This window comes from Desulfacinum hydrothermale DSM 13146, assembly GCF_900176285.1.
Taxonomy (GTDB): Bacteria; Desulfobacterota; Syntrophobacteria; order Syntrophobacterales; family DSM-9756; genus Desulfacinum; species Desulfacinum hydrothermale.
In genome coordinates, this window is record NZ_FWXF01000006.1 from 121079 (window position 1) to 147679 (window position 26601).

At 61.0% G+C, this 26601-nt stretch carries 25 protein-coding genes; 17 read left to right on the plus strand and 8 right to left on the minus strand.

All coding sequences use genetic code 11. The annotated features are described in order from the left end of the window. Positions 1-12: 12 nt before the first annotated feature. From B9A12_RS07230 to B9A12_RS07265, 7 genes are all read right to left on the minus strand, one after another. Positions 13-1206, minus strand: coding sequence for a glycosyltransferase family 4 protein (locus B9A12_RS07230; protein WP_084057221.1), 1194 nt, complete (start codon positions 1204-1206; stop codon positions 13-15). After that, on the minus strand, positions 1203-2255 hold the full coding sequence (locus B9A12_RS07235; RefSeq protein ID WP_170920422.1) for a glycosyltransferase family 4 protein: 1053 nt from the start codon (positions 2253-2255) through the stop codon (positions 1203-1205). The genes B9A12_RS07230 and B9A12_RS07235 overlap by 4 nt, the downstream gene beginning before the upstream one ends. 28 nt (positions 2256-2283) lie before the next feature. After that, positions 2284-3330: a glycosyltransferase gene (locus tag B9A12_RS07240; RefSeq protein WP_084057223.1), complete on the minus strand. Its 1047-nt coding sequence runs from the start codon at positions 3328-3330 to the stop codon at positions 2284-2286. 68 nt (positions 3331-3398) lie between these two features. After that, complete coding sequence (locus B9A12_RS07245) at positions 3399-4691, minus strand: oligosaccharide flippase family protein (RefSeq protein ID WP_084057224.1); 1293 nt, start codon at positions 4689-4691, stop codon at positions 3399-3401. 75 nt (positions 4692-4766) lie between these two features. Next, the gene (locus tag B9A12_RS07250) at positions 4767-5528 is read right to left on the minus strand and encodes a class I SAM-dependent methyltransferase (RefSeq protein WP_084057225.1); all 762 of its coding nucleotides are present in this window, start codon (positions 5526-5528) and stop codon (positions 4767-4769) included. Positions 5529-5548: 20 nt separating this feature from the next. Further along, positions 5549-6727 carry a glycosyltransferase family 4 protein gene (locus B9A12_RS07255; RefSeq protein ID WP_342752486.1) on the minus strand — a complete coding sequence of 393 codons (1179 nt, stop codon included), beginning with the start codon at positions 6725-6727 and terminating at the stop codon, positions 5549-5551. Positions 6728-6926: 199 nt separating this feature from the next. Then, positions 6927-7796, minus strand: a complete 870-nt coding sequence (locus B9A12_RS07265; protein WP_245802378.1) for a glycosyltransferase family 2 protein — start codon at positions 7794-7796, stop codon at positions 6927-6929. Between the two features lie 385 nt (positions 7797-8181). Here B9A12_RS07265 and B9A12_RS07270 point away from each other — a divergent pair, with 385 nt between their 5' ends. From B9A12_RS07270 to B9A12_RS07335, 14 genes are all read left to right on the plus strand, one after another. Then, positions 8182-9129, plus strand: coding sequence for a DMT family transporter (locus tag B9A12_RS07270; protein WP_084057228.1), 948 nt, complete (start codon positions 8182-8184; stop codon positions 9127-9129). Positions 9130-9313: 184 nt separating this feature from the next. Next, a complete protein-coding gene (locus B9A12_RS07275) occupies positions 9314-10102 on the plus strand; it encodes an SAM hydrolase/SAM-dependent halogenase family protein (RefSeq protein ID WP_084057287.1) in 789 nt (262 codons plus the stop codon). Positions 10103-10575: 473 nt separating this feature from the next. Beyond that, a complete protein-coding gene (locus B9A12_RS07280; RefSeq protein WP_084057229.1) occupies positions 10576-10818 on the plus strand; it encodes a hypothetical protein in 243 nt (80 codons plus the stop codon). A 175-nt stretch (positions 10819-10993) separates the two neighbouring features. Further along, positions 10994-11815: an undecaprenyl-diphosphate phosphatase gene (locus B9A12_RS07285; RefSeq protein WP_084057230.1), complete on the plus strand. Its 822-nt coding sequence runs from the start codon at positions 10994-10996 to the stop codon at positions 11813-11815. Between the two features lie 156 nt (positions 11816-11971). Further along, positions 11972-12604 (plus strand): YqaA family protein, encoded by a 633-nt coding sequence (locus B9A12_RS07290; RefSeq protein WP_212636859.1) that lies wholly within the window; start codon positions 11972-11974, stop codon positions 12602-12604. A 345-nt stretch (positions 12605-12949) separates the two neighbouring features. Beyond that, positions 12950-14632, plus strand: a complete 1683-nt coding sequence (locus B9A12_RS07295) for a peptide-binding protein (protein ID WP_212636860.1) — start codon at positions 12950-12952, stop codon at positions 14630-14632. Positions 14633-14650: 18 nt separating this feature from the next. After that, entirely contained in the window at positions 14651-15649 is a 999-nt protein-coding gene (locus B9A12_RS07300) for an ABC transporter permease (RefSeq protein ID WP_084057232.1), read from the plus strand. A gap of 29 nt (positions 15650-15678) precedes the next feature. Next, positions 15679-16749 (plus strand): ABC transporter permease, encoded by a 1071-nt coding sequence (locus B9A12_RS07305; RefSeq protein WP_212636861.1) that lies wholly within the window; start codon positions 15679-15681, stop codon positions 16747-16749. Positions 16750-16862: 113 nt separating this feature from the next. Next, complete coding sequence (xseA, locus tag B9A12_RS07310; RefSeq protein ID WP_084057233.1) at positions 16863-18239, plus strand: exodeoxyribonuclease VII large subunit; 1377 nt, start codon at positions 16863-16865, stop codon at positions 18237-18239. A gap of 276 nt (positions 18240-18515) precedes the next feature. Beyond that, on the plus strand, positions 18516-18764 hold the full coding sequence (gene xseB / locus B9A12_RS07315; protein ID WP_084057290.1) for an exodeoxyribonuclease VII small subunit: 249 nt from the start codon (positions 18516-18518) through the stop codon (positions 18762-18764). A 167-nt stretch (positions 18765-18931) separates the two neighbouring features. After that, complete coding sequence (locus B9A12_RS07320; protein WP_084057291.1) at positions 18932-19828, plus strand: farnesyl diphosphate synthase; 897 nt, start codon at positions 18932-18934, stop codon at positions 19826-19828. Positions 19829-19854: 26 nt separating this feature from the next. After that, positions 19855-21834, plus strand: a complete 1980-nt coding sequence (dxs, locus tag B9A12_RS07325) for a 1-deoxy-D-xylulose-5-phosphate synthase (protein ID WP_084057234.1) — start codon at positions 19855-19857, stop codon at positions 21832-21834. Continuing rightward, positions 21806-22561, plus strand: a complete 756-nt coding sequence (locus B9A12_RS07330; RefSeq protein WP_084057235.1) for a TlyA family RNA methyltransferase — start codon at positions 21806-21808, stop codon at positions 22559-22561. Before dxs ends, B9A12_RS07330 begins: the two co-directional genes overlap by 29 nt. 155 nt (positions 22562-22716) lie before the next feature. Continuing rightward, positions 22717-23184, plus strand: coding sequence for a 23S rRNA (pseudouridine(1915)-N(3))-methyltransferase RlmH (locus tag B9A12_RS07335; protein WP_084057236.1), 468 nt, complete (start codon positions 22717-22719; stop codon positions 23182-23184). 182 nt (positions 23185-23366) lie between these two features. On the opposite strand, the gene B9A12_RS07340 is transcribed toward B9A12_RS07335, so the two are convergent. Then, positions 23367-23585 (minus strand): NifU family protein, encoded by a 219-nt coding sequence (locus tag B9A12_RS07340; protein ID WP_084057237.1) that lies wholly within the window; start codon positions 23583-23585, stop codon positions 23367-23369. A 224-nt stretch (positions 23586-23809) separates the two neighbouring features. On the opposite strand from B9A12_RS07340, the gene hpt reads away from it, so the two are divergent. From hpt to serS, 3 genes are all read left to right on the plus strand, one after another. Next, on the plus strand, positions 23810-24358 hold the full coding sequence (hpt, locus tag B9A12_RS07345) for a hypoxanthine phosphoribosyltransferase (RefSeq protein WP_084057238.1): 549 nt from the start codon (positions 23810-23812) through the stop codon (positions 24356-24358). A gap of 17 nt (positions 24359-24375) precedes the next feature. Further along, positions 24376-25161: a DUF3426 domain-containing protein gene (locus tag B9A12_RS07350; protein ID WP_084057292.1), complete on the plus strand. Its 786-nt coding sequence runs from the start codon at positions 24376-24378 to the stop codon at positions 25159-25161. Positions 25162-25320: 159 nt separating this feature from the next. Beyond that, positions 25321-26601 carry a serine--tRNA ligase gene (gene serS, locus B9A12_RS07355; RefSeq protein ID WP_084057239.1) on the plus strand — a complete coding sequence of 427 codons (1281 nt, stop codon included), beginning with the start codon at positions 25321-25323 and terminating at the stop codon, positions 26599-26601.

A 26601-nucleotide genomic window follows, 5' to 3' on the forward strand; every position in this document is an offset into this window, starting at 1 on the left:
TTTTGGAGGGGCTCAATTGGCCGCCCCAATCGTTTCGCCAATAACCCGTTCCACCTCACGCACCACTCGGTCCAGCGTGAAATGGCACAGCGCCCTTTCCCGGCCCGCCGCTGCCAGGCGGGCGGCCAAATCTCTGTCTCTCAACACGCGCTCCAGTGCCGACGCCAACGCAGGCGCATCGTTCGGCGGCACCAGCAGACCGCTCACGCCATCTTCTACCAGTTCCGGTACGCCGCCAACCGCAGTCGCCACCAATGGCGCTTCCGAATGCAATGCCTCCAGCACCACCCTTGGACATGGATCGAACTCAGTGGACGGATGCGCAACCACATCCACCGCCCGCATCAGGGCCGGCACATCGTCGCGATGACCGAGAAAATGCACCCGCCCCGTCAAACCCAGTCGATCAACCCGCGAGCGCAAGTCCGCCTCGTAATCCGATTCACCGAAGAACGCGCCGCCGACCAGGGCAACATGGGCCTCTGGCAAGTGCGCCAGGGCATCGATCAAAACGGCTTGGCCCTTCCATCTCGTGAGACGACCAAAGCAGCCGATCAACGCCACATCCAGCGGCAAGCCAGCGCTGCGCCTCACCGCCGCGGGATCGACGGGCTGTGCATAACGGGATGGATCGAGCCCGTTGTGAATGACAATCGGCAAATCCGGCCTGCCCCCAGCAGCGATCAATGTGTCGGCCGACGCCTGCGACACGCTGATCACCCGCGACGCGTAGCGGTTTAGCAAATGCACGAGCAGGCTTTCCGATAGCCGCGCGCGCATTGGAAGCGTCCGCGGTGTGAGCATCGCATCCCGCTGATGCCAAATTAAGGGCCGACGCGCCCGGCGTGCCGCAAGCGCTCCAAACAACAAGGCCTTTTTGGAATTCACATACACCACATCGAAACGGCGTGCCTCCGCAGTCAATTTACCGACAATCCCCCGTAAACGGCGCACAGCCCACAACCTACTCAGAAGTGAAGTCTCACTTCCAAGTGAAAGTAATTGATCGGTATTAGGCATGACCGTTACCGATACATGTTTCTGTTGCAGTTTTTCTACCAACGACCCTGGTGATAAAAGAAAGACATGCGCCTTGACTGAAAGCCGCCTCAGTAACGCTTCCAAGGAATTCTGTCCACCGCCCATCTGGCCACTGTGATCAACAAACAGCACCCGCGGTTGTTCATTACAATGTAACAAGCTCATGCCAAGGCCCTAAATTGTGCAGCCATCACTTCCGCCGCATCTTTCCATGAAAATGGATGTTCCCATTGGTTGGGAAGTTGCCGCTCTCCAGCCGCGCTCATCAAACCCTTGCGAATGCCTGCGACGGTGGGTTCGATATAAAGCCCTTCCGGCCCACCGGCTTCGCGCAGTTCAGGCATATCTGTCGCCACAACGCGGGCGCCACAAGCGCGGGCCTCCGCCGCAGGAATCCCAAATCCTTCATACAAGGAAGGAAAAACAAAAGCCTTCGCACCTGCGTACAAGGCTGCGAGATCATGGTCGGAGACAAAACCCAGCCAGCGCACACCATACACCTCAGCCTCATGGAGCAGCACTTGTAATCGTCGCCCTCGCCAGCCGCGGCTGCCAGCGATCAGCAAAGCGTATTCTGGCAATCTACCGGAACGCTTCAAAGAAACAAAGGCCTCCATCAAGGCGGCCAGGTTCTTGCGCGGCTCAACCGTACCCACCGCCAGAAAGTACGGCTGGCGCACGTTGAGCGCGGAAAGACGCGCCGAAACAACTTCCGGAGCCTGTGGGCCGAAAACAGCCGAAACTCCGGGACGCGCCACACCATCTGCCTCCACGCCAAGCATCGTGCACAAGCGATCCGCCGTGCCTCGTGAATTCGTCACCACCGCATCCGCCCGGCGCACATCGCGCGCGAACCACAGGCGATGCGCCCATAGTGTTGCATGAGGCATGGACTTGGGGAATATCCGGTAATTGAGATCATGCACCGTCGAAACAGTGCGGAACCCATCCGTTCGCCCCGGCAAAATCGTTCGCGTCGCCCAGAATACCTGTACGCCGTCGGCTTTCGCCATCACCCGCGCTGACCACTTGAGCCAAGCATAAGAACTCGCCGCCCGGCTCCCGCCAATGCGCACCTGCCAGCGCGCAGAAGGCGGCTCGACCGTCAGAGGTTGCGGAGAGTACAGGAAAAATTCCGCCTCAGGCATGAGCTCGTCAAGCGCCCGGCAGATTTCCAAAACGTAGCGCCCGATCCCCGCGATGCGGCCAGCCATGGGAAAGGCGTCTACAGCTATTCTGAGCCTATCGGTCATTTTCGTATTCAGGCCGATGCCCTAGACGGCCACGAACTCCATCGGCGATGGCTTTCATAAAAATTTGAAACCGTTGGAGGGATGCGCTTTTATCCGAAGAAAAAAGCATCAAGTTAAAGAAGAGTACACTTGTACGAATTGCAACGTTCAGAAAAAACAAAAACTTGTTGCTCGCCGCTCGAAATTCCAAATAAGTCTGATTGCGAACGCCATAATACATACGATAAAAGCCAACGTCAGGGGATACGAGCGGTTTTAATGGTCCGGAGCGGAGATGCCATGAGTTCTCCAAATCGATCACCAAAGCATCCCGACATCGACGGATTGTGCCACCGGCATGAACAATGCGTGAGGTCCATTCTGTATCATCGGCGTAGGTAACAAAATCCGTACGCGGCAAACCCATTCGCTGGACGAGTGAGGCCGGAATCAAAAGCCCACCATAAGGCGCGACATCGACCACCTCCGTACTCGTTTTGCCGCCAGCCGAATTATCATTCAATTCACGGCTTCCACAACCAAAAAAACGATGCGAAAACCGTAACCACATCCTAAATGCATCATCCAAAAGATTAAATCCCAAAAAGCCGTTGATCGTAGTTCTGCCGGATATCCGGCGTCCCACTCCTGGTGTCAGTCGCGTACAAAGAACCGCATCTTTGGTTGCCTGGTAAAGTTTAACGGATTTTTCCAATGCATTTGTTTCTGGCTTATTGTCATCATCGAGCAACCAAAGCAAATCCATTTTGGTACTAAGAGCTGCACAAATTCCTGCTGCATAACCTTCAGCCGATCCTTTATTGGATTCAAATGACACCAAGCGAGCATCAACCCCGCATTGAACCAAAACATCTTCAATAGAATAACTGGCTCCGTTATTCACAATGACCACACAACTAACTTTGTAGGTCTGAGCTACAATTCCCTTCAGGACCTCAGCTAAAAGCACCCCCCTGTCCCCGTATGTTACGATTACTACACAAACAGACGGTTTATCCGAAAACTTAGATTCCAAAGACGACATACTAGTCCACATCTAACCTGATATTCATTTCGTCATTTAACGACATCCTCTATACTGATCATCACGAGCACCAAGTTTTTTTAGAGGATTCCCTTGTACCATGATACCCTGGCGACAGACACATAAAAACAGACGATCATAACGAGCTCTGCCACATACGTGGCGACGACAGCTCCCCGCCAAGACCAAAGCAAGATTAACCATGCGTTGAGTCCTATATTGATTACCGCCCCACCCAAGGTCATGAGCAGGCTGATGGCTTGTCCTCCTGAGGCATTTAGCACTGTTTGGCCAAATCGTCTGGGTATCGTCAATAGTGGTAACCAGGCCAGCCACCGCAACACCTCGACCGCGGGGGCAAACCCGGCGCCCAGGACCCACGGCAGCAACCCGGCCAGTAGGTACATGCTAACGCTCACGGCCAGCGCATAGAGCATCGGCAGCGGCAGCACCTGCCAGGCATAACGGGCGGCACTTCGGACACCTTCACCGCCGGCCCGGAAAAAACGCGGCGCGGCGGCGGCAAAAAAGGACATCAAAGGCACGTTGGCCATGTCCACCACACGGTAGGCGGCGGAATAGGCTCCTGTGATCTCCAGGGTGGTCAGGCGGACAAGCATGATTTTGTCGATATCCACGTACACCTTCTGTGCCGCACCGCCGACGGCGAAGGGCCAGCCTTCAGCCAACACATACCCGAGGCCACGCCAATGAAACGCCATGCGCAGGCCAAAGTCGCGGTGCAGCAAAACAAGAGTGTAAACGACCGCAAAAGCGGCAGCAATCAGGTAGAGCACCGCCCACACGGAAAGCCGCGCCGAAGGCGCCATGAGCAAGACCAGCGGCAGCAACACGGCGGCGGCGAGACGCGGCAGGATGGGAGCGAGCACGATGCGCGCCGCCCGCCCCATGCGTTCGTGCCCCTGATAGCCTTGCACGCCGGCCAGCATCAAGGGTGTGAGCAAAATTTCCGCTGCTCCAAGACAAACGATGACCACCCACCCGATGCGTTCCGGAAGGATTACCCAAGCCAGCAAGAGATAAACGACGAACAACCCAGGAGCCGTGACCAACCAGGCCCCCAGGGTGCGGCCCCAGCTTGCAGCGAATTCCACAGGATCGCGCGCCGTATCGCGCAACATAATGACAGAGGCGCCCAGCCCCGTAAAGCCGCCCAGCGTCATGGCCAACGCCAGTACCGCCGAATACGCGCCATAGGCTTCCACACCGAGCACCCGGGCGACGATGAGAAAGACACCCGCCTGTCCCAGTGTACGCAAACCGAGCCCGGCGGTCATGGCGAGGGTTCCCTGGGCCAATCTTCCCGGACGGTAATTCAAAAGACGGGAAATGTGTGAATGTAGTGTTTTCATCCCATCGAACTCATGAAGACGTCCGTTCCGGTACCGGCACGGATGGCGGGAATCCGGACGACGGAAAACACGGCATTAAGGGTGGGCATTGCCTTCATTCGCTTTCTTCCCTTCTTTTCGAAGAATACAAACGAGGGTCGGTATGATGGGGCGCAGGCGCGAAAGAAAGGCATCGGGCAACAAGGCGGCCACCGTCGCAAGAAACCCATCTTTTCCCTCATTGGATAACATTTCACGGAAGGCTTCCACCTCCACATGCCTCCAGGTCATGCCACTTTCAGCCAGCAAGGCATCCAACTCACCAAGAGTCATTGGCGCACAATCGTAGGCTTCACCACGGCCTCGTAGCCGCACATAAGCAGACCGCCATGAATCGGGCAACCAGCTAAGAAAGGCCAGGCGAAAATGGGGCTCGACCACCATCCAGCGGTTGGGTACGGCGAGGTAGGCAATACCTCGTGGGGACAACACGCGAGCCATTTCCTGTATATGGTGCCGCTGCGCTCGGCGATCTCCAACGTGCTCGATCACGTGGTTGCTGATCACCACATCGAATGAGTCCGCCTCGAACGGCAGTGTGGTCCCATTTACAAGATGAAATTGAAAGCCTTCCCTAACCAGTCGCTGGTCCACCACATCCACCGCGGTCACATCACAGCGCAGCACCGGATGGGTTGCAAAATAGTACGCTATCCCACCAGATCCGGTCCCTATCTCAAGCACCTTCATGGGCACGTGGCTTGCTTCCAAGCCAAGGAGTCGTTCGATCTTGAGGGCCTTCTTCATACGGGAAGGCAGATCAAGAACCGCATGCGGCTGTCTGAGTCCTGTGGCCATCTTCTCGACTCCTTTTAGGGTCAGACCAGTGCTGCAGCCAACCGGACACCGAAAGATTCCCAGCTGAATCCTTCCGCGAAACGGCGGATGCCTTGCGGTTCCGGGGGATGATGGAGCAGATCGAGCACGGCGGTTGCAAAGCCTTCCGCATCGCCCGGCGTCACAAGTCGGCCGGATACTCCGTGGGCCACGGCATCCACCACCCCGCCGGTGGCATAGGCGACGGTGGGAAGGCCGTGGGCGGCGGCCTCGACGGCCACCATGCCGAAGCCCTCGGGGTCGCCGGGGATTTCCCGCACCGGGAACACATGCACATCCGCCGCGCAGTAAGCGGATTCCAGGTCCTGTCCGAACAGTGTGCCAACCCAGCGGACGTGGTGTTCCAGTCCCATGGTGCGTGCCGCCTGGAGGATGGCCTGAGGTGGCTCCGCCTCGGCGGCCAAGGCATCCCGGGGGGCATCGCCCACGATCAACAAACAGGAATCGGGCTTGCGGCGGACCACCCGTGGCAACACCTCACGGACGAAGGGCATCAGCCCCTTGCGGGAGGTGAGCCGACCCACTGAAAGGAGAAGCGGTCGATCCCCAAGCCCCCATTTTTTGCGAAAGGCGTGCCGCCGGGCCCATTGGAGTGCCGCATCGATTCTGGGTAGCTCCACCCCCGGATGGACGATGGAAAGACGCGCTGCCTCGATACCGGCCTTTCGGGCAAGGGCCGCTGTGGCACGGCTGTTGGCAATGACACGATCGAGGCGGCGCAGGGCACGTAGCCACGCCGCTTGATAGATGGGGTGGGGAAGGGCCAGATCCAGTCCGTGGACGTAGGCCACGGCCTTGGCCTTGGCTAGGCGCGCGGCGATCAGGGCGAGCGGCGCAGTCAGACCGCTTCCGGCCAGGACCCAGTGGGGACGGAAGCGCTTTGCTTCCACGAGCCCCTTGCTGCCTGCGGCGAGCAGGAAGCGTTGCAGCGGGCGGAGTGGCACCTGGACCACCCGGACGCCGGGCGGCGCCTTTTCACTTGCCCCTCGTGGAGCAATGACGCACACCTCGCCATAACGTGACAGCTCGTGGGCCAGATGCCAGTTAAGCCGTTCCATCCCCCCCCAAAGGGGCGGGAAGTTGCGCGTGATAATAAGGATACGGCCGATCGCTGCACCCCCTAATGATCCTCGACTCATCTCCAAAGAGCCCTGCCCCATGGCTCCTCTACCTACCGCAAAGATTCAAGCGTTCGTTGGATAGGCTGCAAGCTCCCTGCGCCCCCCGATCGCGGCTTTCGCCGCTCCCACAAAAAGAGCGCTGAGCGCGGCGCTTCAAAAGGAAAAAAAAGCCGGCCCCTTTCCTCGGGGATGCTCCCGGCCATGCCACACAAGGGAAGGAGCGGCTTTGCCAACCCGATCATCCCCCGTTTTCCACCCGGTCGTAGCGCAGCTGGGTGATCTGTTCGCTCACGAGGCCCAGCATGAAAAGGAGCACCGAAGTGATGAAAAGCAGTGCCGACATGTTGGTGAAGCGATGGGCCGTCAAGTACGTATAGGCGTAGTTGGCCAGGCCCATGAGGAAGAAAGAGCCGCTCACGGGAAGAAAGATGCGAAGAGGCGAAAAGAGCGTGGTGATCTTCAAGATGATGAGAAAAAAGCGCACGCCGTCCTTGAGCGGCTTGATCTTGCTCTTACCCTTTCTCTTTTTCGCCTGGATGGGCACATAGCACACCGACCGGCCGCTTCGTAAGTAAGCCAAGGTGAGTGTGGTGGGATAGGAAAAGGTGTTGGGTAAAAGATAGAGGTATCGAAGCACCGTTTCCCGGTCCATCACGCGGTAGCCGGATGTCAGATCCTTGACAGGAAAGCGGGTGGCGTATCGAGCCAGCAGATTGTAGGCGGCGTTGGCCCATCGGCGAAAGGTATTGGCATGACTGGCGGGGTCCCGGGCCCCCACCACCATGTCGTAGGTTTCGGCCGCCTCCAGAAGGCGCGGCAGATCGGCCGGATCGTGCTGTCCGTCGCCGTCCATGAGCACCACCTTGTCGCGGGACGCCATGCGGATACCGGTTTTCACGGCCGCACCGTTTCCGATGTTGTAAGGATGGGACCACACGTAGGCGCCCGCCCGTCTGGCTTCCTCCGCCGTCCGGTCCCGCGACCCGTCGTCCACCACGATCACCTCCGCTTCAGGAAGCACTTGGACGATCCTGGAAACGGTCTGGGCGATGGCCCCTTCTTCATGGTAGGCCGGAATGACGACGGATACGTCCGAACCTCGTTCCACTGCCCCTTCTCCTTTTTTTGCCCCGGTTTCCATTCGGGGTTAACCACAAGCAATCGGCAGGCCAAATGCGCTGCACGAGGCCCGGATCCACCATGGACGCACCCAAAACGCCCTTCCCTTGGCCGCCCCTTCGGCCCCTTCGGTCTGCATGGCCGCAGGCGCACCACCGCACATGGAAAAATGAGATCATCGGGCATCGACCTTTTCCGTGGAAGTCGATCGGCCGGCCAGGCGTCTCACGGTCAAGGACCGCTCCGCCAGGCACCTGAAACACTCTTTCCTTAGATGGAGACGTCTTTTTTTTGACTCCCCCCAGGGCCTGTGCTAGTCAAAGGGCGTTTTCACCGAAAAGCTCCGATCAGAACAAACACGAGGGAGCCGCTCCATGAACACCCCATCCCCCGGCACACCCATTCCCCGCAAAGGCTATCTCTTCGTCATCTCGGCCGCCGTGCTGTGGGCCGTTTCCGGATCGGCCGGAAAGTATCTTTTCAACCACGGCGTCACCCCCTACCAGGTGGTGCAGATGCGGGTCACCTTGACAACCGCGATGCTCTTTTTGTGGCTGGCCGCCCGGGACCGGAGAAAGCTCCGGATCCCGGCCCGGGACATCCTCTATTTCATGGTCCTGGGCGTGACCGGTCTGGCCATGGTCCAGTTTACGTACTTTTACACCATCAGCAAGATCAAGGTGGCCGCCGCCATCTTGCTGGAATACCTGGCCCCGGTGCTCATAGCCCTCTATTCGGTGACCATCGCCCGGGAAAGGCTCACCTGGCCCACCGCCGTGGCCGTCACCGGCGCCACCCTGGGTTGCTACCTGGTGGTGGGCGGATACAACCTGAATCTTTTCAACATGAACAAGGCGGGCCTTTTGAGCGGCCTGGCATCGGCGGTGAGCTTCGCGTGGTATTCGGTGCACGGCGAACACGGCATGCGCCGCTACAGCCCCTGGACCGTGCTCTTCTACGCCTTCCTTTTCGCCGCCCTTTTCTGGAACATGGCCCACCCGCCCCTGGAATCCTTCCGCCACGACTACACCCCCATGGAGTGGGTGTGGATTCTCTACATCGCCATCCTGGGTACACTCATCCCGTTCGGGCTCTATTTCCATGGGATCAACCTGATCCGGTCCACCCGAGCCAGCATCACGGCCACCCTGGAGCCCATCACGGCGGGGATCGTGTCCTATCTGTTCCTGGGCGAAACCCTGGAGGGACTTCAGATCGTCGGTGGCCTGCTGGTGATCGGAGCGGTCGTTTTGCTCCAGATCCGTCGGGAATTTGACGATGCCACGCCGGAGCTCCTGCGGACGCGGGAGCAGGCGTCCTGAGCCGCACGGCTGCCATGGGCTCGACGCCCCTCCCGGCGGAGCCGACCGGTCGTTCCCATGGAATGGAATGTGGGCCGTTCCCTCGCACAGAAGGAATCCACCTTCCCCGCTCATCCACAAACACCAGAGCCATCTCAGGCAGAGGCGCCGAGATGCCCCCAAAGGACAAGGGATCGGGATCACCATGGAACCCATCATCACCCTCTTGACGGACTTCGGCCTCCAGGACGGCTACGTGGCCTCCATGAAGGGCGTGCTTTTGACCATCGCCCCCCGAACGCGCATCGTGGACATCACCCATCTCATTCCACCCCAGGACATCCGCTGGGGCTCTTACGTGCTCAACAGCTCCTACACCCACTTTCCGCCCGGCACCGTGCACGTGGCGGTGGTGGATCCGGGCGTGGGAACGGACCGACGGGCCATCGCCATCCGCACCGAACATCACCTCTTCGTCGGACCGGACAACGGCCTCTTTTCCTTCGTGCTGGACCGGGAGGAATCGGCGGAAGCTCGCCTTCTGAAAAATGCCAGCCTCTTTCGGCCCACGATCAGTTCCACCTTTCACGGCCGGGATGTCTTCGCCCCGGCGGCCGCTCACCTGGCCTCCGGGATCCCCTTTGCGTCCCTGGGCCCCTCGGTGGAGCCCCTGGTGGGCCCTTGGGTCCGCCCCAACCTTTGCTCCGACGCCTTGGAAGGGGAGGTTCTGGGTTCCGATCGTTTCGGAAACATCGTGACCAACATCCAACAGACGCATTTGGCGGCGTTCGCCCGAAAGAAGGCCTTTCTGGTCTTCCTGGAAGATCAAAGAATTCCCGTTTTTGCCTCCACCTACGACGAGCTGCCGCCGGGACACCCCCTGGCGCTCATGGGCAGCTCGGGCCACCTGGAAATCTCCGTCAATCAGGGAAATGCGGCGCATTTCTACAAGGCTCGAGGGGGACAAAAGGTGCGGGTGGTTCGGGTGGACTGAAGGACGGTCCCAGGCGATCCCGCGCCGAGGAACATGGGCCGGGCCCTGGATCCCGCCATACCGCCGCCCTGGCGATCAGGCACCGAGATCTCCGGCCCGCCCCTGCCAGTTCTCAGCCCAGCCTTCAGGGGTGCGTGGAAGGGATCTTTGACCGCGGTCTCGGACAACCCTTCGTCTCCGAATGGCCCCTTCAGGCATCGGGCGAGAACCCTTCAAGATCCCGGGGCGTTTTGCCGATGTGTGAAGTGAAAGGCAGACGGCGCCGGGAGGCTGCCCGAGGACTCAAAAGGAGCCGCATGGCACAGCGGAATCTCAAGGCGTTGGAAAGCTCCAGAAGGGCCGAAAGGCCATTGTGAGACAAACCGCCAGGGATGTTACTCCGACCCCCACCTTCTGCTGCGCATCTTTACGAAGCCCTGTGCCGTGCTTAATGTACGCATGGAAAAAATGACGACTTCCCAAAGGAGGCTCAAATGGAAAGGAACAAGAACTTGAAATGGCAACTCGATTTCCTGAAGGGAAGCGAAATCGGCAAAGAGGGGCTGGGGGGTCCCGATGTGCTGGAACCCACGACTCCCAACACGCCTCCCGCGGGAAACGAGGCCGCCGTCCATGAGGAAAGCGAACTGCACAACCGGAAACTCCAGGAAAAGATCGAGCGCAGCATGGACGCTGTCAAGGAATTCATCCGCAACATCGACATCAGCAAGCTGTAATCCTCCGCTCCTTCCGACGGCCCACAGCCCCTCCACCGCCATGAGGTGAGAGGGGCTTTTTGTGTGGGCCGGAGCTGCGTGTCCTTGTTGCCACCAGGCCCTTGTGGTAGAAGGCTTGGGCGATCGGGATCGAACCGCTCATTTCACTTGACGCTGGAACATTGAAGGATCGTACATGGACACGCTTTCCGCCGTTGCGCTCGGGGCGCTGCAAGGGATCACCGAATTTTTACCGGTGAGCAGCTCGGGGCATCTGGTCATCGGCCAGCACCTTCTGGGCTGGCAAGAGCCCCATCTCTTCTTCGACGTGTGCCTTCACGTGGGCACCTTTCTGGCCGTGGTGGCCGTCTTCTGGAAAGACATCCTCCAGCTGGTGCGCGGCGGCCTGCTGTGGGTCCGTGCCCCGGGCCGGGCATTCAATCCGGGAGCCGATCCGGCGGTTCGGGTCTTCTGGCTCGTGGTGGTAGGGACGCTTCCCACCGCCGTGATGGGTTTTGCTTTCAAGGACCTGGTGGAACGGCTTTTCGGATCCATGGGCGCGGTGGGAGTGAATCTTCTCATCACCGGCACCCTGCTTTGGCTCACGCGGCGGGCTTCCACCGAGCACGGCCGTCCGGAGTCCCAAATTCGCTGGTGGGAGGCGGTTCTGGTGGGCATCGCCCAGGGCTTTGCCATCGCGCCGGGGATTTCCCGGTCCGGAACCACCATCGCGGTGGCGCTCTTTCTCGGTTTCAACCGGGAGTGGGCGGGGCGCTTTTCGTTCCTCCTTTTCGTCCCGGCCGTCCTGGGGGCCGTTCTTCTGGAGGTTCTGGACCTGGGGGCCATCCCCGCGTCCCAAACAGGGCCCATCGCCTGGGGAACCCTTGCGGCCGCCGTGATCGGCTACGGGGCCCTTCGCCTGCTGCTGCGGGTGGTGAAGCAGGGACGCTTTTACGTCTTTGCCCCCTACTGCTGGGCGCTGGGGATTTTGTGCCTTGTGCGGGCGGGGATGATGTGAACTGCATGCAGGAGCTTGTCCGAAAAGGCCCCGGTTGATCCCTTGTTGTATGGACGAAAGCTTGGGGCTGTCAGCCGCGTGCCGCCGGCCTGGCGTTTCAGAAGATAGGGGCGGCCAGCATCACCGGAACCGTTTCCATGGAGGTCGCATCCACCCATGAGCGCCGCACTTCACCACATGATGAGCTGGATCATCGCCTGGGCCCACACGCCCCACGCGACCACGGCCCTGGCCGTTTTGGCCTTTGCCGAGTCCAGCTTCTTTCCCATCCCGCCCGACGTCCTGCTCATCACCCTGTGCCTCATCGACCCGACCCGTTCCGCCTGGTTCGCCCTGGTCTGCACCCTCTCCTCGGTCCTGGGCGGGGCCTTCGGTTACGCCATCGGCCGTTACGGGGGCCGACCGCTTTTGGAACGATTCGTCAGCGAGACCAAGATCCGGGCCGTGGAGCGCTATTACCAGCGCTACGACGTGTGGGCCGTGGGCATCGCGGGATTTACCCCCATCCCCTACAAGGTCTTTACGATCAGTGCCGGAACCTTTCTGCTTCCCTTCAAGCGTTTCCTGGCGGCATCGGCTCTGGGCCGGGGCGGACGCTTCTTTCTGGTGGCGGGGCTCTTTTTCTTCTTCGGCGAGCCCATTGGGGATTTCGTCAAAAAATACCTGAACCTGCTTTCCGTCCTCTTTGCCGTGCTCCTGGTGGGAGGCTTTGCCACCATGCACTGGTGGTCCAAGCGGCAGGCCCGTTCCGCCGCGACTGAACCCGCATCATCCCAAGAGCCTTCTTGACACCTCCGACATCGTCCGTCTATGCCTACCAAGGTGGCGCCGCCTTGTGGCAAGGCGGGAGGCTCCAGGCAAAAGCGGGAAGAAAGAGAGGTTGTCCGTAAACGCCCAGGTGATCCCTCCGTGTGCAAACGGAGGCTCGGAGCTACCAGGCGGGCGCGTGCTGCCGACCCGGCCTCGGGCGGGAAGGGGCGAGTGACGAAGCGGCACCTGCAAGAAAGGCCCGAAGGCCCTTGTGGGGCAGGCTCCCAGGAGCCTTCGGCCCGCACCCAGGAGGACACCAAGCGCGGAGATTTTTCCCATCCCCGTCTGTGTGAAAAGGATGGAATTCGATTCGGCGGAGGCGGCATGGCGACGAAAACGGCCAGAGGAAACCAAAGGTTGACCAAGGTCCATCGGGGTGGAAATCGGATCATTTGGGCGATGGTGATGCTGGGGGCGATCCTGCTGGGGATGGCACCCTGGGCCTGGTCCCAGACGCCGGCTTCCGGGCCCGGTCAGCCGGTGGACGGCGATTGGCTCATCGTGCATTTGGGCGCCGAACCCGCCACGCTCAATCCCATCACGGCCACCGACGCCTACGCGTCGCGCATCAACGACTACATCTACGAATCGCTCCTTCGACGCGACCCCCAAACCCTGGAGCTGGTGCCGGTGCTGGCCGAGTCCTGGGACGTTTCCGACGACCACCTCACCTACACCTTCCATCTCAGGAAAGACGTTCGCTGGCAGGACGGCACCCCTTTCACCGCCCGGGACGTTCTCTTTTCCTTCCAGCGGATCAAGGACCCCAAGGTGGACGCCGCCCACCTTCGAAACTACTACCGGGACATTGAAAAGCTGGAAGTCCTGGATGATTACACCATCCGCTACCACTACCGGATCCCGTACTTCCGCGCCCTGGAATTCTGCGGCGGCATCCCCATTGTGCCGGCTCACCTGTTTGATGACGATACGGACTTCAACCAGCACCCCATCGGCCGAAAGCCCCTGGGGACCGGTCCCTATCGGTTCGTGCGTTGGGATACGGGAAAGGAGATCGTGCTGGAGCGAAACGATTCCTACTGGGGCAAAAAGCCCCACCTGGAACGCATCGTCTTCAAGATCATCACGGACAACACCGTGGCCCTGCAGGTACTCAAAAAGGGCGGCCTGGACCTCATGGGCCTTCGCCCCATCCAGTGGGTCAAACAGACCAACAGCAAGCGCTTCCAAAAGCGGTTTCGAAAGCTCAAGTACTACCTGCCCAGCTACAGCTACATCGGCTGGAACCTGCGAACACCTCTCTTCAGCGACCGTCGGGTCCGCCGCGCCATGACCATGCTCCTGGACCGCCAGACCATCCTGGACCGCCTTCTCTACGGCCTGGGCACGGTGGTAACCGGAAACTTCTACGTGAACAGCCCCGATTACAACACGGCCGTCCGGCCCTACCCCTATGATCCCGCCGGGGCCGTGGCCCTGCTCAAGGAGGCCGGCTGGGAGGACCACGACGGGGACGGCATCCTGGACAAGAACGGCACGCCCTTCCGCTTCGAATTTCTCATCTCCGCCGGCTCCATGTTCGCCGAGCAGCTGGCCACCATCCTGCAACAGAACCTGAAGGAAGTGGGCATCCAGATGAGCATCCGCAAACTGGAATGGGCCGTCTTCATCCAGAAGATCCAGTCCCACGACTTCGATGCCTGCACCCTGGGCTGGAGCCTCGGCTGGGAATCGGATCCCTACCAGGTGTGGCATTCGTCCCAGGCGGACAAGGGGTCCAATTTCGTGGGGTTTCGAAACCAGGAGGCGGACCGCATCATCGAAGAGGCCCGCCGGGAATTCGATCCCCAAAAGCGCCGGGCCCTGTACCACCGCTTCCATGAGATCCTCCACGAAGAACAGCCCTACACCTTTCTTTTTACCACCGAAGCCCTGGTGGCCGTGGATCGTCGTTTTCAAAACGTGAAGGTCTATCCCATGGGACTGGAGCCCCGCCAATGGTGGGTGCCTCTGGAACACCAGAAGTACGGAAAAGCCCGACCCTAGGAAGAACCGAGAGGCTGTATGCGCGCGTACGTCCTCAAGAGGCTGCTGCAAATCGTTCCCACGCTGCTGGGCATCACCTTCATCACCTTTTGCATCATTCAACTGGCGCCGGGAAACCCGGCGGTGCTGAAGTTGCAAATGGCGTCCCAGGGCGAGATGGCCGACACGGCCTATGCCCAGCAGGTGATCGAGCAGACCAAGAAGCTGTACGGCCTGGACAAGCCCCTTCCAGTCCAGTACCTGCTGTGGGTCAAGCGAGTCTTCACCTTCGACTTCGGATCGTCCTTCAAAGACCACCGCCGCGTGTGGGACAAGATCGCCGAACGCCTTCCCATCACGATCCAGATCAACGTGATCTCCATCTTCCTCGTCTATCTCATCGCCATTCCTTTCGGGATCTATTCGGCCACCCACCCGGAGACCCTGACCGACAAGGCCCTGACCCTCTTCTTTTTCTTCCTCTACTCCCTTCCCAACTTCTGGGTGGCCGTGCTGCTCATCATGTTCCTCGGCGGCGGGGAGTTCTGGGATCTCTTTCCGGTCTACGGCATCGCTTCCGTGGGGGCGCACACCTGGCCCTGGTGGCAGCAGCTCCTGGATCGGCTCTGGCACCTGGTCCTTCCGGTGACGTGCCTCACCTACGGCGGGCTGGCCTATCTTTCCCGTCTCACCCGGGCCGAACTCCTGGAAGTGATCCGGGAAGACTACGTGCGCACAGCCCGGGCCAAGGGACTGAGTGAGCGGGTGGTGATCTTCAAGCACGCCTTTCGAAACGCTCTGCTTCCCATCGTCACCCTCCTGGCTTTTCTGCTGCCGGCCATGTTCGGCGGAAGCGTCATCATCGAAAGCATCTTTTCCATCCCCGGCATGGGCCAGCTGGGCTTTGAAGCGGTCCTTTCCCGGGACTACCCGGTCATCATGGCCATCACCACGCTCTCGGCACTGCTCACCCTGGTGGGCCTGCTCCTTTCGGACATCCTCTACGCGGTTCTGGATCCTCGGATCCAGCTGGAATAGACGCCGCCGACCATGGAGTGACCCGTACCATGACATCCGCCCATCGCCTTGATCGCCCCATGACCGAGACCTTTCAGGAAACGGCGTCTTCCACTTACTGGAAGGCGGTCTGGCGCCATTTCCAAAAGAAGCCCCTGGCCGTGGCGGGCCTGTGGGTCACGGCCTTGCTGATCGTCGTGGCCGTGCTGGCTCCGGTCCTGGCCAACAACCGGCCCATTGTGGCTTCTTTCGGAGGCTCCCTGGTCTTTCCCGTTTTCGATTCGTCGGCCCGGCCACCGCGGGGAGCCTGGAAGGATCTTCGGAACCCTCATCTTTTCATGTGGCAAAGGGATCCAGCCGGCCCCGGCACCTGGGCCCTGTGGCCTCCCGTTCCTTACTCGCCCACGGAATACGATCTGCTGGAGAACCTGTCCCCGCCCAGTCGAACCCATTGGTTCGGCACGGACGACCGTGGCCGGGACGTGCTGAGCCGCATGATCCACGGAGCACGCATCTCCCTTTCCGTGGGGTTTGTGGCCGTAGGGATCGCCGTGGTCATCGGCATCGCTTTGGGCGGCCTGGCCGGATACTTCGGTGGCTGGGTGGATGCGGTGATCAGCCGGCTCATCGAGATCATGCTCACCATTCCCACCTTCTTTCTCATCATCGCCATTATCGCCTTTTTGCCGCCCAGCATTTATAACATCATGGTGGTGATCGGCCTGACGGGGTGGACCGGCGTGGCCCGGTTCGTGCGCGCGGAATTCTTCAAGCTGAGAAACCTGGACTTCGTTCAGGCCACGGCGGCCCTGGGGGCGAGCCATTTGAGGATCATCTTCGTGCACATGCTCCCCAACGCCATGGCCCCGGTGCTGGTGTCCGCCGTCTTCGGGATCGCGGGAGCCATCCTCACGGAATCGAGTCTCAGTTTTCTCGGCTTCGGCGTGCCGCCGCCCACCCCCAGCTGGGGGGACATCCTGAGCCAGAGCCGCGATTACATCGAATTCGCGTGGTGGCTCACCACCTTTCCCGGTCTGGCCATCTTTTTGAGCATCACGGCCTACAACCTGGTGGGAGAGGGGCTGCGGGACGCCATGGACCCCAAGCTTTTTGAGGGATGAGAAACGAGATCCCATGCAGTCTTCTGAGACGGATCCGGGTGGAGGGCCCTGGGGACTACGGACGGAACCTGCCATCAGACCCATAACCCTGTCTCAATCAGGACGTGCTGACCATGCCTGTTACAGCACCGTTTGACCCTCTCAAATCCTCGGCCGTGCTGACGGTCAGCCAGCTGAACGACCGCATCAAGCGCCTGCTGGAAGCCAATTTTCCCTACGTGTGGGTCCGGGGAGAGGTCTCCAACCTGAAGATCCCCGCCTCCGGCCACGCCTATTTTACCCTGAAGGACGAACGAAGCCAGATCCGCGTGGTTATGTTCCGAAGCGCCTACAGCCGTCTGAAATTTCGCCCAGAAGACGGCATGGCGGTCCTGTGCCAGGGGCGGCTCACCGTCTATGAACCGCGAGGCGATTACCAGGTCATTGCCGACATTTTGGAACCGGAAGGGCTGGGAGCGCTCCAGAAGGCCTTTGAGCAGCTCAAGGAAAAGCTCCACAAGGAAGGCCTTTTCGACCAGCAAAGAAAGCGCCCCCTGCCCGCACGCCCTCAGCGGGTGGCCGTGATCACGTCAAGCTCCGGAGCGGCCATCCGGGACATCTTGAAGGTGTTCCAGCAATGCCCCTACCCGCTCACGGTGACGCTGCTTCCCGTGCGGGTGCAGGGAACGGAAGCCGCTCCGGAAATCGCCCAAGCCCTGGAGACCGTCTCCCGGCTGCAGGACCGATTCGCTTGGGATGTGGTGATTGTGGGGCGCGGAGGCGGAAGCCTGGAGGATCTCTGGCCTTTCAACGAAGAAGTGGTGGCCCGGGCCATCGCCCGATGCACCGTGCCGGTGATCTCCGCCGTGGGCCACGAAATCGATCTCACCATTTCCGATCTGGTGGCGGATTACCGCGCGCCCACCCCCACGGCAGGAGCCCAGTGGGTGGTGAGTCGCCTGGAGGATCTGGAACGGCACCTGGCCGACCGAACCCAGCGCCTGCGCTCTGCGCTCCTTTCTCTGGTGGAACACCGTCGGAACCGGATGCGCCGGCTGGAGGCGCGCCTGAAAGACCCCCGCAGACAGCTCATCGACTGGCGGCTTGCCCTGGACGAGCGCCTGGACCGGCTGACCCGGGCCATGCAACAGCGACTCTATCTGTATCGGCTCCGAAAAGACCACCTGGAACAGCGGCTCCAGAGGCTCCACCCGGCCGGGAAGATCGCCGAGCTGCGCCTGGAGCTGGAATCCCTGGCCAGACAGCTCCTCCAGCTGCACCAGCAAAGCCTTCGGGAACGCCGCCTAAAACTGGGCAAGGCGGCCGGCAAGCTGGAATCCCTGAGTCCGCTTTCGATCCTGAGCCGAGGCTATTCCATCACCTACAAGCTGCCGGAAAAGAAGGTGGTCACCGATGCGGCCCGGGTTCATCCGGGAGATGAACTCCTGATCCAGTTGGCCCAAGGGGAGGTGACCGCGGAAGTGGTGGAAACGAAAAAGGGTCCCGGATAGCGGACCGAGGAAAAAGGCGCGGGTGGGATGGCCTGAGGGACCCGGCCGTCCCGCGGCACACGGGTTTGGGGCGGGCACCAGGCCGCGTCCCACGCAGCGCTTCTATGTGCCAAATCCGGCGCGGCGGAGGTGCCGGCCGCGCATGTCCGATAGAAAGCCCTTTCGCCCGTGGGTCTTGTTGGGTGATCATTTCACGGATCCGTCGGCCCAAAATGCCGGATCCCCGTGCCCCGGCAAAGCCGCCGGCACGCACGTAACAGGGAGGAGACAGGGTTGGTGGCACGCAAAAAGAAGATCGAAAAGTTTGAAGACGCCCTGAAGCGGCTGGAAGAGATCGTGGAAAACCTGGAAAAGGGAGACCTCCCCTTGGAAGAGGCCATGACGGCCTTTGGGGAAGGGGTCCATCTCATTCGGCTCTGCCACGAAAAGCTGGACGAAGCGGAAAAGAAGGTTCAGGCCTTGGTCCAGGGGGAAGACGGCCGCTGGGAGATTCGGCCGGTGGAGGAAAAGGAAAGCGACGTCTGAGGATTGAATTCACACTGGAAAGCCGGCAAGCAATCGTGATACAACCCCACGCACTCGGGGTGCCCCATGGGTTCCACGGAACCAGCGGGAAGGCAGCCCGCCAACGTCAAGAACATTCGAAGGCCGCCATGAATCATCACGCGTCAACCACCTCGCATCACGCATCGCTGGATCTCAAGGCGTTCTTGGAGGCGCAGCGCCAGAGGGTGGACGCCGCCTTGGAACGCTTCCTCCCGGCATCCGACAGCCTGGAAAAGACGGTGGTGGAAGCGGCCCGCTACAGCCTTTTTGCAGGCGGCAAGAGGCTTCGGCCCATCTTGTGCCTCACGGCGGCGGAGGTGGTGGGCGGAACCGCGGATGAAGCCCTCACCGCGGCCTGTGCCCTGGAAATGGTCCATACCTACTCGCTCATCCACGACGACTTGCCGGCCATGGACGACGACGACCTGAGGCGCGGCCGCCCCACCAACCACAAGGTCTACGGGGAAGCCGTGGCGATTCTGGCCGGAGACCTGCTTCTCACGGAGGCCTTCGGGCTGCTGGCCGACCCCCGGATAGGAAGCAACGCCGCCGTTGCGGCCGAAAGGCGCCTTCGGGCCCTGACCATCCTGGCCCGAGCCTCCGGTATGCAGGGCATGATCGCCGGCCAGGTCATCGACTTGGAATCGGAAACCCGGGAGGTGGACCTGGCGACCGTGGAATACATGCACATCCACAAGACGGGGGCCCTCATCAGCGCCTCGCTGGAAATGGGCGCCGTTCTCGGCGGCGGCAACGACCAACAGATCCAGGCCCTCGTTCAATACGGCCGCCATCTGGGGCTGGCCTTTCAGATCACCGACGATCTGCTGGACATCGAGGGGGATCCGGACGTGATGGGCAAACCGTCTGGATCGGATGTGGCCAAAAACAAGAAAACCTACCCGGCGCTGCTGGGCCTGGCCCGATCCCGGGAGATGGCCCGAAAACACGTGGACCGGGCGGTGGATGCCCTGAAAACCTTCGACGAAAAAGCAGAACCACTGCGCGCCATCGCCCGCTACCTGCTGGAACGAAAGGCGTGATACGAAGGACCTCATCCACCCACACCATGAACGGCAAGGAAAGAAGGAATCCATTGACCCGGCAGGATGCACAGACACCGGAAGGCAAGGAACTGACCACGTCGCTCCTTGCCACCATCGACTCTCCCCAGGACCTGAAGGGGCTTTCCCTGAAGGAACTGGAGCGCCTGGCGGCGGAAATCCGAACCACTCTGATTGAAACGGTGGCCCGCACAGGCGGCCACCTGGCCCCCAACCTGGGTGTGGTGGAACTCACCCTGGCCCTCCATTACGCCTTCGACAGCCCCAACGATCGCATCGTCTGGGACGTGGGCCACCAGTGCTACACCCACAAGCTGCTCACAGGCCGCCGAGATCAGTTCCACACGCTGCGCCAATACGGCGGGATCAGCGGCTTTCCCAAAAGGCAGGAGAGCCGCCACGACGCCTTCGGGGCGGGGCATGCCAGCACGTCCATTTCCGCCGCTTTGGGCATGGCCACCGCCAAGGACCTGAAGGTTTGTCCCAGCCGGATTGTGGCCGTGATCGGCGACGGCAGCATGACGGGCGGCATGGCCCTCGAGGCCCTCAATCACGCCGGGGATCTGGGCAAAGACTTGATCGTGGTTTTGAACGACAACGAAATGTCCATCTCTCCCAATGTGGGGGCCTTTTCGTCGCTTTTGAGCCGCAAGCTTTCCAGCCGCACCGTGATGAGCCTCAAAAAGGAGCTGGAGACCACCCTGCGGGCCATCCCCGGCGTGGGGACCAACATCCTCCAGCTTCTCAAGAAGAGCGAAGACTCCTTCCGGGCCTTCTTCACCCCCGGCATGCTCTTCCAGGCCCTGCGCTTCCACTACATCGGTCCCATCCAGGGCCACCGCCTGGAGCGGCTGATCGAAACCTTCGAGACCGCCAAAAACATCCGGGGCCCCGTGCTCATCCATGTGGGCACGGTGAAGGGCAAGGGCTACCACCCGGCCGAATGCGACCCGGCCACCTTCCACGGCGTGGGCTGCTTTGATGTGCGCACGGGCGAAAGCCCCTCCCCAACCAAAGGGGCGCCGCCTTCCTACACATCCGTTTTCGGCCGGTGTCTGGTGGAGCTGGCGGAAAAGGACCCCCGGATCGTGGCCATCACGGCCGCCATGCCCCAGGGAACGGGGCTGGTGCCCTTCTCGGAGCTGTATCCCAGCCGGTTTTTCGATGTGGGCATCGCGGAACAGCACGCCGTCACCTTTGCGGCGGGCCTGGCCGCGGAAGGCTACCGGCCCGTGGTGGCGGTCTATTCCACCTTCCTGCAGAGGGCCTACGACCAGGTGGTCCACGACGTGTGCCTGCAGAATCTGCCCGTGGTCTTCGCCATGGACCGGGGGGGTCTGGTGGGAGAAGACGGCCCCACCCATCATGGCGTCTTCGACCTGTCCTATCTGCGCCATCTGCCCAACATGACGGTCATGGCTCCCAAGGACGAAAACGAACTGCGCCGCATGTTGAAGACGGCTCTGGAGCACCGGGGGCCCATCGCGCTGAGGTATCCCAGAGGCCGGGGGCTGGGGGTTGCACTGGATGAGGCGATCGAAACGCTGCCCATCGGCCGGGGGGAAGTGGTGCGCGAAGGCTCCGATGCCGTCCTGGTGGCCATCGGCCATCCTGTGGCGGCGGCCTGCCGGGCGGCTGAACGACTGGAACAGGAAGGCATCCGGGCGGCGGTGATCAACGCCCGCTTCGTCAAGCCCCTGGACAAGGATCTCCTGCTGGATTGGGTGCAGCGGACCAAACTGCTGGTCACCATCGAAGAAAACGCCCTTCAGGGCGGCTTCGGCAGTGCCGTTCTGGAATGCCTGGCCGACGCCGGCTGCCTGCCGCGCCGGGTGGCAAGGATCGGGATCCCGGACGCCTTCATCCAGCATGGGAAACCGGAGATCCTCCGAAAAGAGGTGGGACTGGACGCCGAAAGCATCGCTCGAACCGTCCGAACCGCGCTTTCCAACCCTCATGGCGCCTGCATCCGTGCGATTGGATAAACTGCTGGTGGAAAGGGGCCTGGCGGGAAGCCGGGACCGGGCCCAGGCCCTCATCATGGCCGGACGCGTCCTGGTGAACGGCCACCCCGTCACCAAGGCCGGCCACAAGGTGGCCGTGGACGCCCAAGTGGAGCTCCGCGGCCGGGACATCCCGTACGTGAGCCGCGGCGGGCTCAAGCTGGAGCACGCCCTGGATCACTTCCAATTGGACGTGCGGGGATGGACGGCCATGGACGTGGGGGCCTCCACCGGCGGCTTCACCGACTGCCTGCTCCAGCGCGGCGCCGCCAAGGTATACGCCGTGGACGTGGGCTACGGGCAGCTGGCCTGGACCTTGCGCCAGGACCCGCGGGTCGTGGTCCTGGAACGGCACAACATCCGCTACCTGGAGCGGGACAAGATCCCGGAACCCATCCAAATCGCCACCGTGGACGCCTCCTTTATTTCGCTCAAGCTGGTTCTTCCCCGCGTGCTCGATTTTCTGGACCGGGAGGCCTGGCTGGTGGCTCTCATCAAGCCCCAGTTCGAGGCCGGTCGGGACAAGGTGGGCAAGGGCGGCGTGGTCAAAAACCCGGCCGTGCACCGGGCCGTGTGTGAATCCGTGACCACAACGGCCCAAGAACTGGGCCTGGAGGTAAGGGGGGTGACCCCGTCGCCCATCTTGGGCCCCAAGGGAAACCGTGAGTTTCTTCTGGCCGCCCGTTACCGCCGTGGGGAGTCGGCCTAGCAATGGGCCGAATGCGGTGAAAAAACGCCGGGTTTTTCACAACAGCCCTGGATGGGTGAGAAAGCCCCAACGCACACGAACCAACCCAATGGAAAGGATGAAGGGACGCCTGGACCACGGCGTCCCTCCCGGCCGATGGGACCGTCGCCAAGAAGATGAAAATCCACCTGATCTTTGTGGGAAAGACCGTCTTTCCGGAGATGGAAGACGGCATTCAACGATACCTGGACCGGCTTCAGCACTACGCCCCGGTGCAGGTCCATGTGGTCAAGCCGGAAAAGATGGGAAAGAAGATGGATGCGGACAGGGTGAAGGAGAAGGAAGGTCAAAAGATTCTCCACCTGCCGCGCCCTCAGGATACGCTGATCGCTTGGGACGAGCGCGGCCGGCAGATGACGTCCGGGGAGTTCGCGGACCTTTTAAGTCGCATGCAGCTGTCGTCCTGGGATCTGTGGATGGCCGTGGGCGGTCCCCTGGGCCTGTCCGACGAGGTGCGCCGGAAGGCGAACCACATCCTGAGCCTGTCCAAGATGACACTGCCCCACGACCTGGCCCGCCTGGTGATCGTGGAACAACTCTACCGGGCCTTCACCATCCTGCGCGGAGAACCCTATCACAAGTAAGAGGCCGTCACGGAAGGCCGCGACAGCCCAAAGACGGCCTGGTCCACGGGGGAAGAGGGCCGAACAACCGGGACCGGGTGACACACACCCTCGTCCACCGGTAAGGAGCGATCCCAACCTTTCGGCCCGTGGGGGGGCACACCTGGGCGGAAGGAACGCGCCGGGCGGTTGGGCCTTCCTGCCTAGACGGCCACCACTTCCGTCACCGACGGCACTTCCTGGCGGATGATCCGTTCAATCCCCGCCTTCAGGGTCATCTGGCTCATGGGGCATCCGTGGCACGCACCCGTGAGGCGCACCTTCACCACCGAGCCCTCCACGTCCACCAGATCCACGCTTCCGCCGTCCCGTTCCAGCATGGGACGAATCTTTGCCAACGCCTTTTCCACCTGATCTCTCATCTTTTCCTCCTTTGTTGCCGTAAATCTCGCTGGCTTCATATAATCCCGATCCCCGGACATTGCAAAGGCCAAAGAAATCCCTTCCCGGACGGCCTTCGCTTATTGTGAATGGTTTTGAAGAGTTAAGCGCAGGACTCAATTGACCTTTCTGCACGTTTCCGTTAAGTTGAGGGCGCCTTTGTTTCGCAATACACCGCACAGCGGCTTATTCAGAAAGGAAACGGATGAGACGACACCGGCTGGCACCCAAGATTTCTTACGAGCAGATCCAACACAGGGTCCAGGAATTGGCGCACCAGATCAGCGAGGACTATCAGGGCCGAGAGGTGGTCCTGGTCGGCGTGCTCAAAGGGGCCTTCATCTTCATGGCGGACCTGGTCCGGCACCTCCAGATCCCCGCGGAAGTGGACTTCATTCGGGTCGCCAGCTACGGGAACGCCACGAAAAGCAGCGGCCGCGTGGTGCTCAAAAAGGACGTGGAATGCCCCCTGGAAGGAAAGGACGTGATCATTGTGGAAGACATCGTGGACTCCGGCATCACCCTTTCCTGGCTCCTGGAGCACCTGCGGGAGCGCAAGCCTCGGTCCCTCAAGGTCTGCGCGCTCATCGACAAGTACGAATGCCGCGAGGTGGAAGTCCCGGTGGATTACATCGGAATCCAGATCCCGGGCGGCTTCGTGGTGGGCTACGGCTTGGATTTTGCCGAACGATACAGGGAACTCCAGGGCATCTATGAAGTGGTATTCGTGGACGAGGAGGACTCCACCTCCTGAAAACGACGGGGTCGGCCATGATCGTAAGCTGCGAGCTGTGTGGAACCAAGTATCGCCTGGATCCAAGTCGCCTCCGCAAGGACAGGGCCAAGGTGCGCTGTTCCCGGTGCGGACACACCTTTGTCGTCAAAAAGGACGCCGCTGATGAAAGTTCCGCACCCGCCGCCGACGCGCTCAGCCCGGTGCCGGAGCCTGAGCAAGAGACCATCAGCTATCAACGTCCTACCCCCAGGCCCGTGCGTCCCCAGCCGGCCGCCAAGAAGAAGCGTTCTCTCGCACCCGTCCTGCTGGGACTCCTGGTGGTGGCCGGCCTGCTGGCCGGAGGAGCGTACTACTATTATGCCAAGTTTGTCACCGGTCCCGCTCCCCAGGAAGAAGCCCCAACATCCCCCACGGCCCCCCCGGCGGTGCCCCAGGTGACTATCGAAGAAAACATTCAGGCCTACTTCCTGGAAAACGCCACGGTGGGACAGATCTTCGTGGTGCAAGGCAAGGTGGTCAACGAAGAGAGCCGCCCCGTCAGCTTCGTACTCCTGGAAGGGAAACTCTACACCGGGGAAAACCAGCCCGCGCTGGTGCAAAAGGCCTTCTGCGGCAACGTCCTTTCCAAGGAGGACCTCATGCAGATGGACATGGCGGACGTGCAAAACGCCATGATGAACCGGGAAGGCAAAGACCTGACCAACGTGCACATCCCCCCACAGGGCAAGGTCCCCTTCATGATCGTCTTTTACAACCTGCCCGATCTGGAGATGCTCAAGGACTACAGCGTGGAGGTGGTGAGCGCCCAGGTGGACCAGTGACGCGCTTTGGAGGCGGCAACTGGTCGAGGTTCTTAAATGAATTGACAAGGCGCCGCCCCGGGAGTAAACCAGTCGCTAATCAAGACATTGATACATTTATGAAAAATCGATCCGTGCCCCATGAGAGCAAGATCTGAAACCCTTTGAAGGAAGGCCGACATGTTGGATCTCAAGTTCGTCCGCGACAATGTGGATCGAGTCGCTCAGATGCTGCGGGACCGGCAGATGCCCCTGGACATGCAGCCCTTTGTGGAGCTGGACGGCAAGCGCCGGAACATTCTCAGGGAAGTGGAGGAACTGAAACATCAACGCAACCAGGCATCCGAAGAAATCGCCCGCCTGAAACGCGAAAAGAAGGACGCCGGCGCCCTCATCGAAAAGATGCGCCAGGTGTCCCAGCGCATCAAGGACCTGGACCAGGAGTTGGGAGCCATCGAAGAGCAGTTCCGCCAGTTCCTGATGCTCATCCCCAACATGCCCCACCCATCGGTGCCGGTGGGAGCCGATGAGAGCGCCAATCCCGTGGTGAAGACCTGGGGGCAGGCCCCTGCCTTCGATTTCGAGCCCAAGCCGCACTGGGACATCGGAGAACAGCTGGGCATCCTGGACTTCGAAAGGGCCGCCAAGATCACCGGCGCCCGCTTTGCGCTCTATTGGGGCGCGGGCGCCGCCCTGGAGCGGGCCCTCATCTCCTTCATGCTGGACGTCCACACCACGCGCCATGGCTATACGGAAGTGCTCCCGCCCTTCATGGTCAACCGAACGGCCATGACCGGAACCGGACAGCTTCCCAAGTTCGAAGAGGATCTTTTCAAGCTGGAAGGCTGGGATTATTTCCTGGTGCCCACGGCCGAAGTGCCTGTGACCAACATCCACATGGGGGAGGTCCTGGAAGAAGACGATCTGCCCCGCTACTACACCGCCTACACCCCGTGTTTTCGCTCGGAAGCCGGATCCTACGGCAAGGACACCCGGGGGCTCATCCGCCAACACCAGTTCAACAAGGTGGAGCTGGTCAAGTTCGTCCAACCCGAAACATCCTACGACGAACTGGAAAGTCTCCTGCAAAACGCCGAGACGATCCTCCAGGAGCTGGGCCTCCACTACCGCGTGGTGACCCTGTGCACGGGGGACCTGGGCTTTTCGTCGGCCAAGACCTACGACATCGAGGTGTGGCTGCCGGGTCAAAACACCTACCGGGAGATCTCTTCGTGCAGCAATTTTGAGGACTTCCAGGCCCGGAGAGCCAATATCCGCTTCCGGCGAAAAGGCAAGAAAAAAACGGAACTGGTCCACACCCTCAACGGGTCGGGACTGGCCGTGGGCCGAACCCTGGTGGCCATCCTGGAAAATTACCAACAGGCGGACGGCAGCGTGATCGTGCCCCAGGCGCTCAGGCCCTACATGAGGGGAATGGAAACCATCGGGCCGCGCAACTAG

Excerpts from the sequence above, each read along its gene's own strand:
- B9A12_RS07230 (WP_084057221.1), bottom strand. The coding sequence starts at position 1,206 with ATGAGCTTGTTACATTGTAATGAACAACCGCGGGTGCTGTTTGTTGAT.
- B9A12_RS07235 (WP_170920422.1), bottom strand. The coding sequence starts at position 2,255 with ATGGCTGGCCGCATCGCGGGGATCGGGCGCTACGTTTTGGAAATCTGC.
- B9A12_RS07240 (WP_084057223.1), bottom strand. The coding sequence starts at position 3,330 with ATGTGGACTAGTATGTCGTCTTTGGAATCTAAGTTTTCGGATAAACCG.
- B9A12_RS07245 (WP_084057224.1), bottom strand. The coding sequence starts at position 4,691 with ATGAAAACACTACATTCACACATTTCCCGTCTTTTGAATTACCGTCCG.
- B9A12_RS07250 (WP_084057225.1), bottom strand. The coding sequence starts at position 5,528 with ATGGCCACAGGACTCAGACAGCCGCATGCGGTTCTTGATCTGCCTTCC.
- B9A12_RS07255 (WP_342752486.1), bottom strand. The coding sequence starts at position 6,727 with ATGGGGCAGGGCTCTTTGGAGATGAGTCGAGGATCATTAGGGGGTGCA.
- B9A12_RS07270 (WP_084057228.1), top strand. The coding sequence starts at position 8,182 with ATGAACACCCCATCCCCCGGCACACCCATTCCCCGCAAAGGCTATCTC.
- B9A12_RS07275 (WP_084057287.1), top strand. The coding sequence starts at position 9,314 with ATGGAACCCATCATCACCCTCTTGACGGACTTCGGCCTCCAGGACGGC.
- B9A12_RS07280 (WP_084057229.1), top strand. The coding sequence starts at position 10,576 with ATGGAAAGGAACAAGAACTTGAAATGGCAACTCGATTTCCTGAAGGGA.
- B9A12_RS07285 (WP_084057230.1), top strand. The coding sequence starts at position 10,994 with ATGGACACGCTTTCCGCCGTTGCGCTCGGGGCGCTGCAAGGGATCACC.
- B9A12_RS07290 (WP_212636859.1), top strand. The coding sequence starts at position 11,972 with ATGAGCGCCGCACTTCACCACATGATGAGCTGGATCATCGCCTGGGCC.
- B9A12_RS07295 (WP_212636860.1), top strand. The coding sequence starts at position 12,950 with ATGGCGACGAAAACGGCCAGAGGAAACCAAAGGTTGACCAAGGTCCAT.
- B9A12_RS07300 (WP_084057232.1), top strand. The coding sequence starts at position 14,651 with ATGCGCGCGTACGTCCTCAAGAGGCTGCTGCAAATCGTTCCCACGCTG.
- B9A12_RS07305 (WP_212636861.1), top strand. The coding sequence starts at position 15,679 with ATGACATCCGCCCATCGCCTTGATCGCCCCATGACCGAGACCTTTCAG.
- xseA (WP_084057233.1), top strand. The coding sequence starts at position 16,863 with ATGCCTGTTACAGCACCGTTTGACCCTCTCAAATCCTCGGCCGTGCTG.
- dxs (WP_084057234.1), top strand. The coding sequence starts at position 19,855 with ATGAACGGCAAGGAAAGAAGGAATCCATTGACCCGGCAGGATGCACAG.
- B9A12_RS07330 (WP_084057235.1), top strand. The coding sequence starts at position 21,806 with ATGGCGCCTGCATCCGTGCGATTGGATAAACTGCTGGTGGAAAGGGGC.
- B9A12_RS07335 (WP_084057236.1), top strand. The coding sequence starts at position 22,717 with ATGAAAATCCACCTGATCTTTGTGGGAAAGACCGTCTTTCCGGAGATG.
- B9A12_RS07340 (WP_084057237.1), bottom strand. The coding sequence starts at position 23,585 with ATGAGAGATCAGGTGGAAAAGGCGTTGGCAAAGATTCGTCCCATGCTG.
- hpt (WP_084057238.1), top strand. The coding sequence starts at position 23,810 with ATGAGACGACACCGGCTGGCACCCAAGATTTCTTACGAGCAGATCCAA.
- B9A12_RS07350 (WP_084057292.1), top strand. The coding sequence starts at position 24,376 with ATGATCGTAAGCTGCGAGCTGTGTGGAACCAAGTATCGCCTGGATCCA.
- serS (WP_084057239.1), top strand. The coding sequence starts at position 25,321 with ATGTTGGATCTCAAGTTCGTCCGCGACAATGTGGATCGAGTCGCTCAG.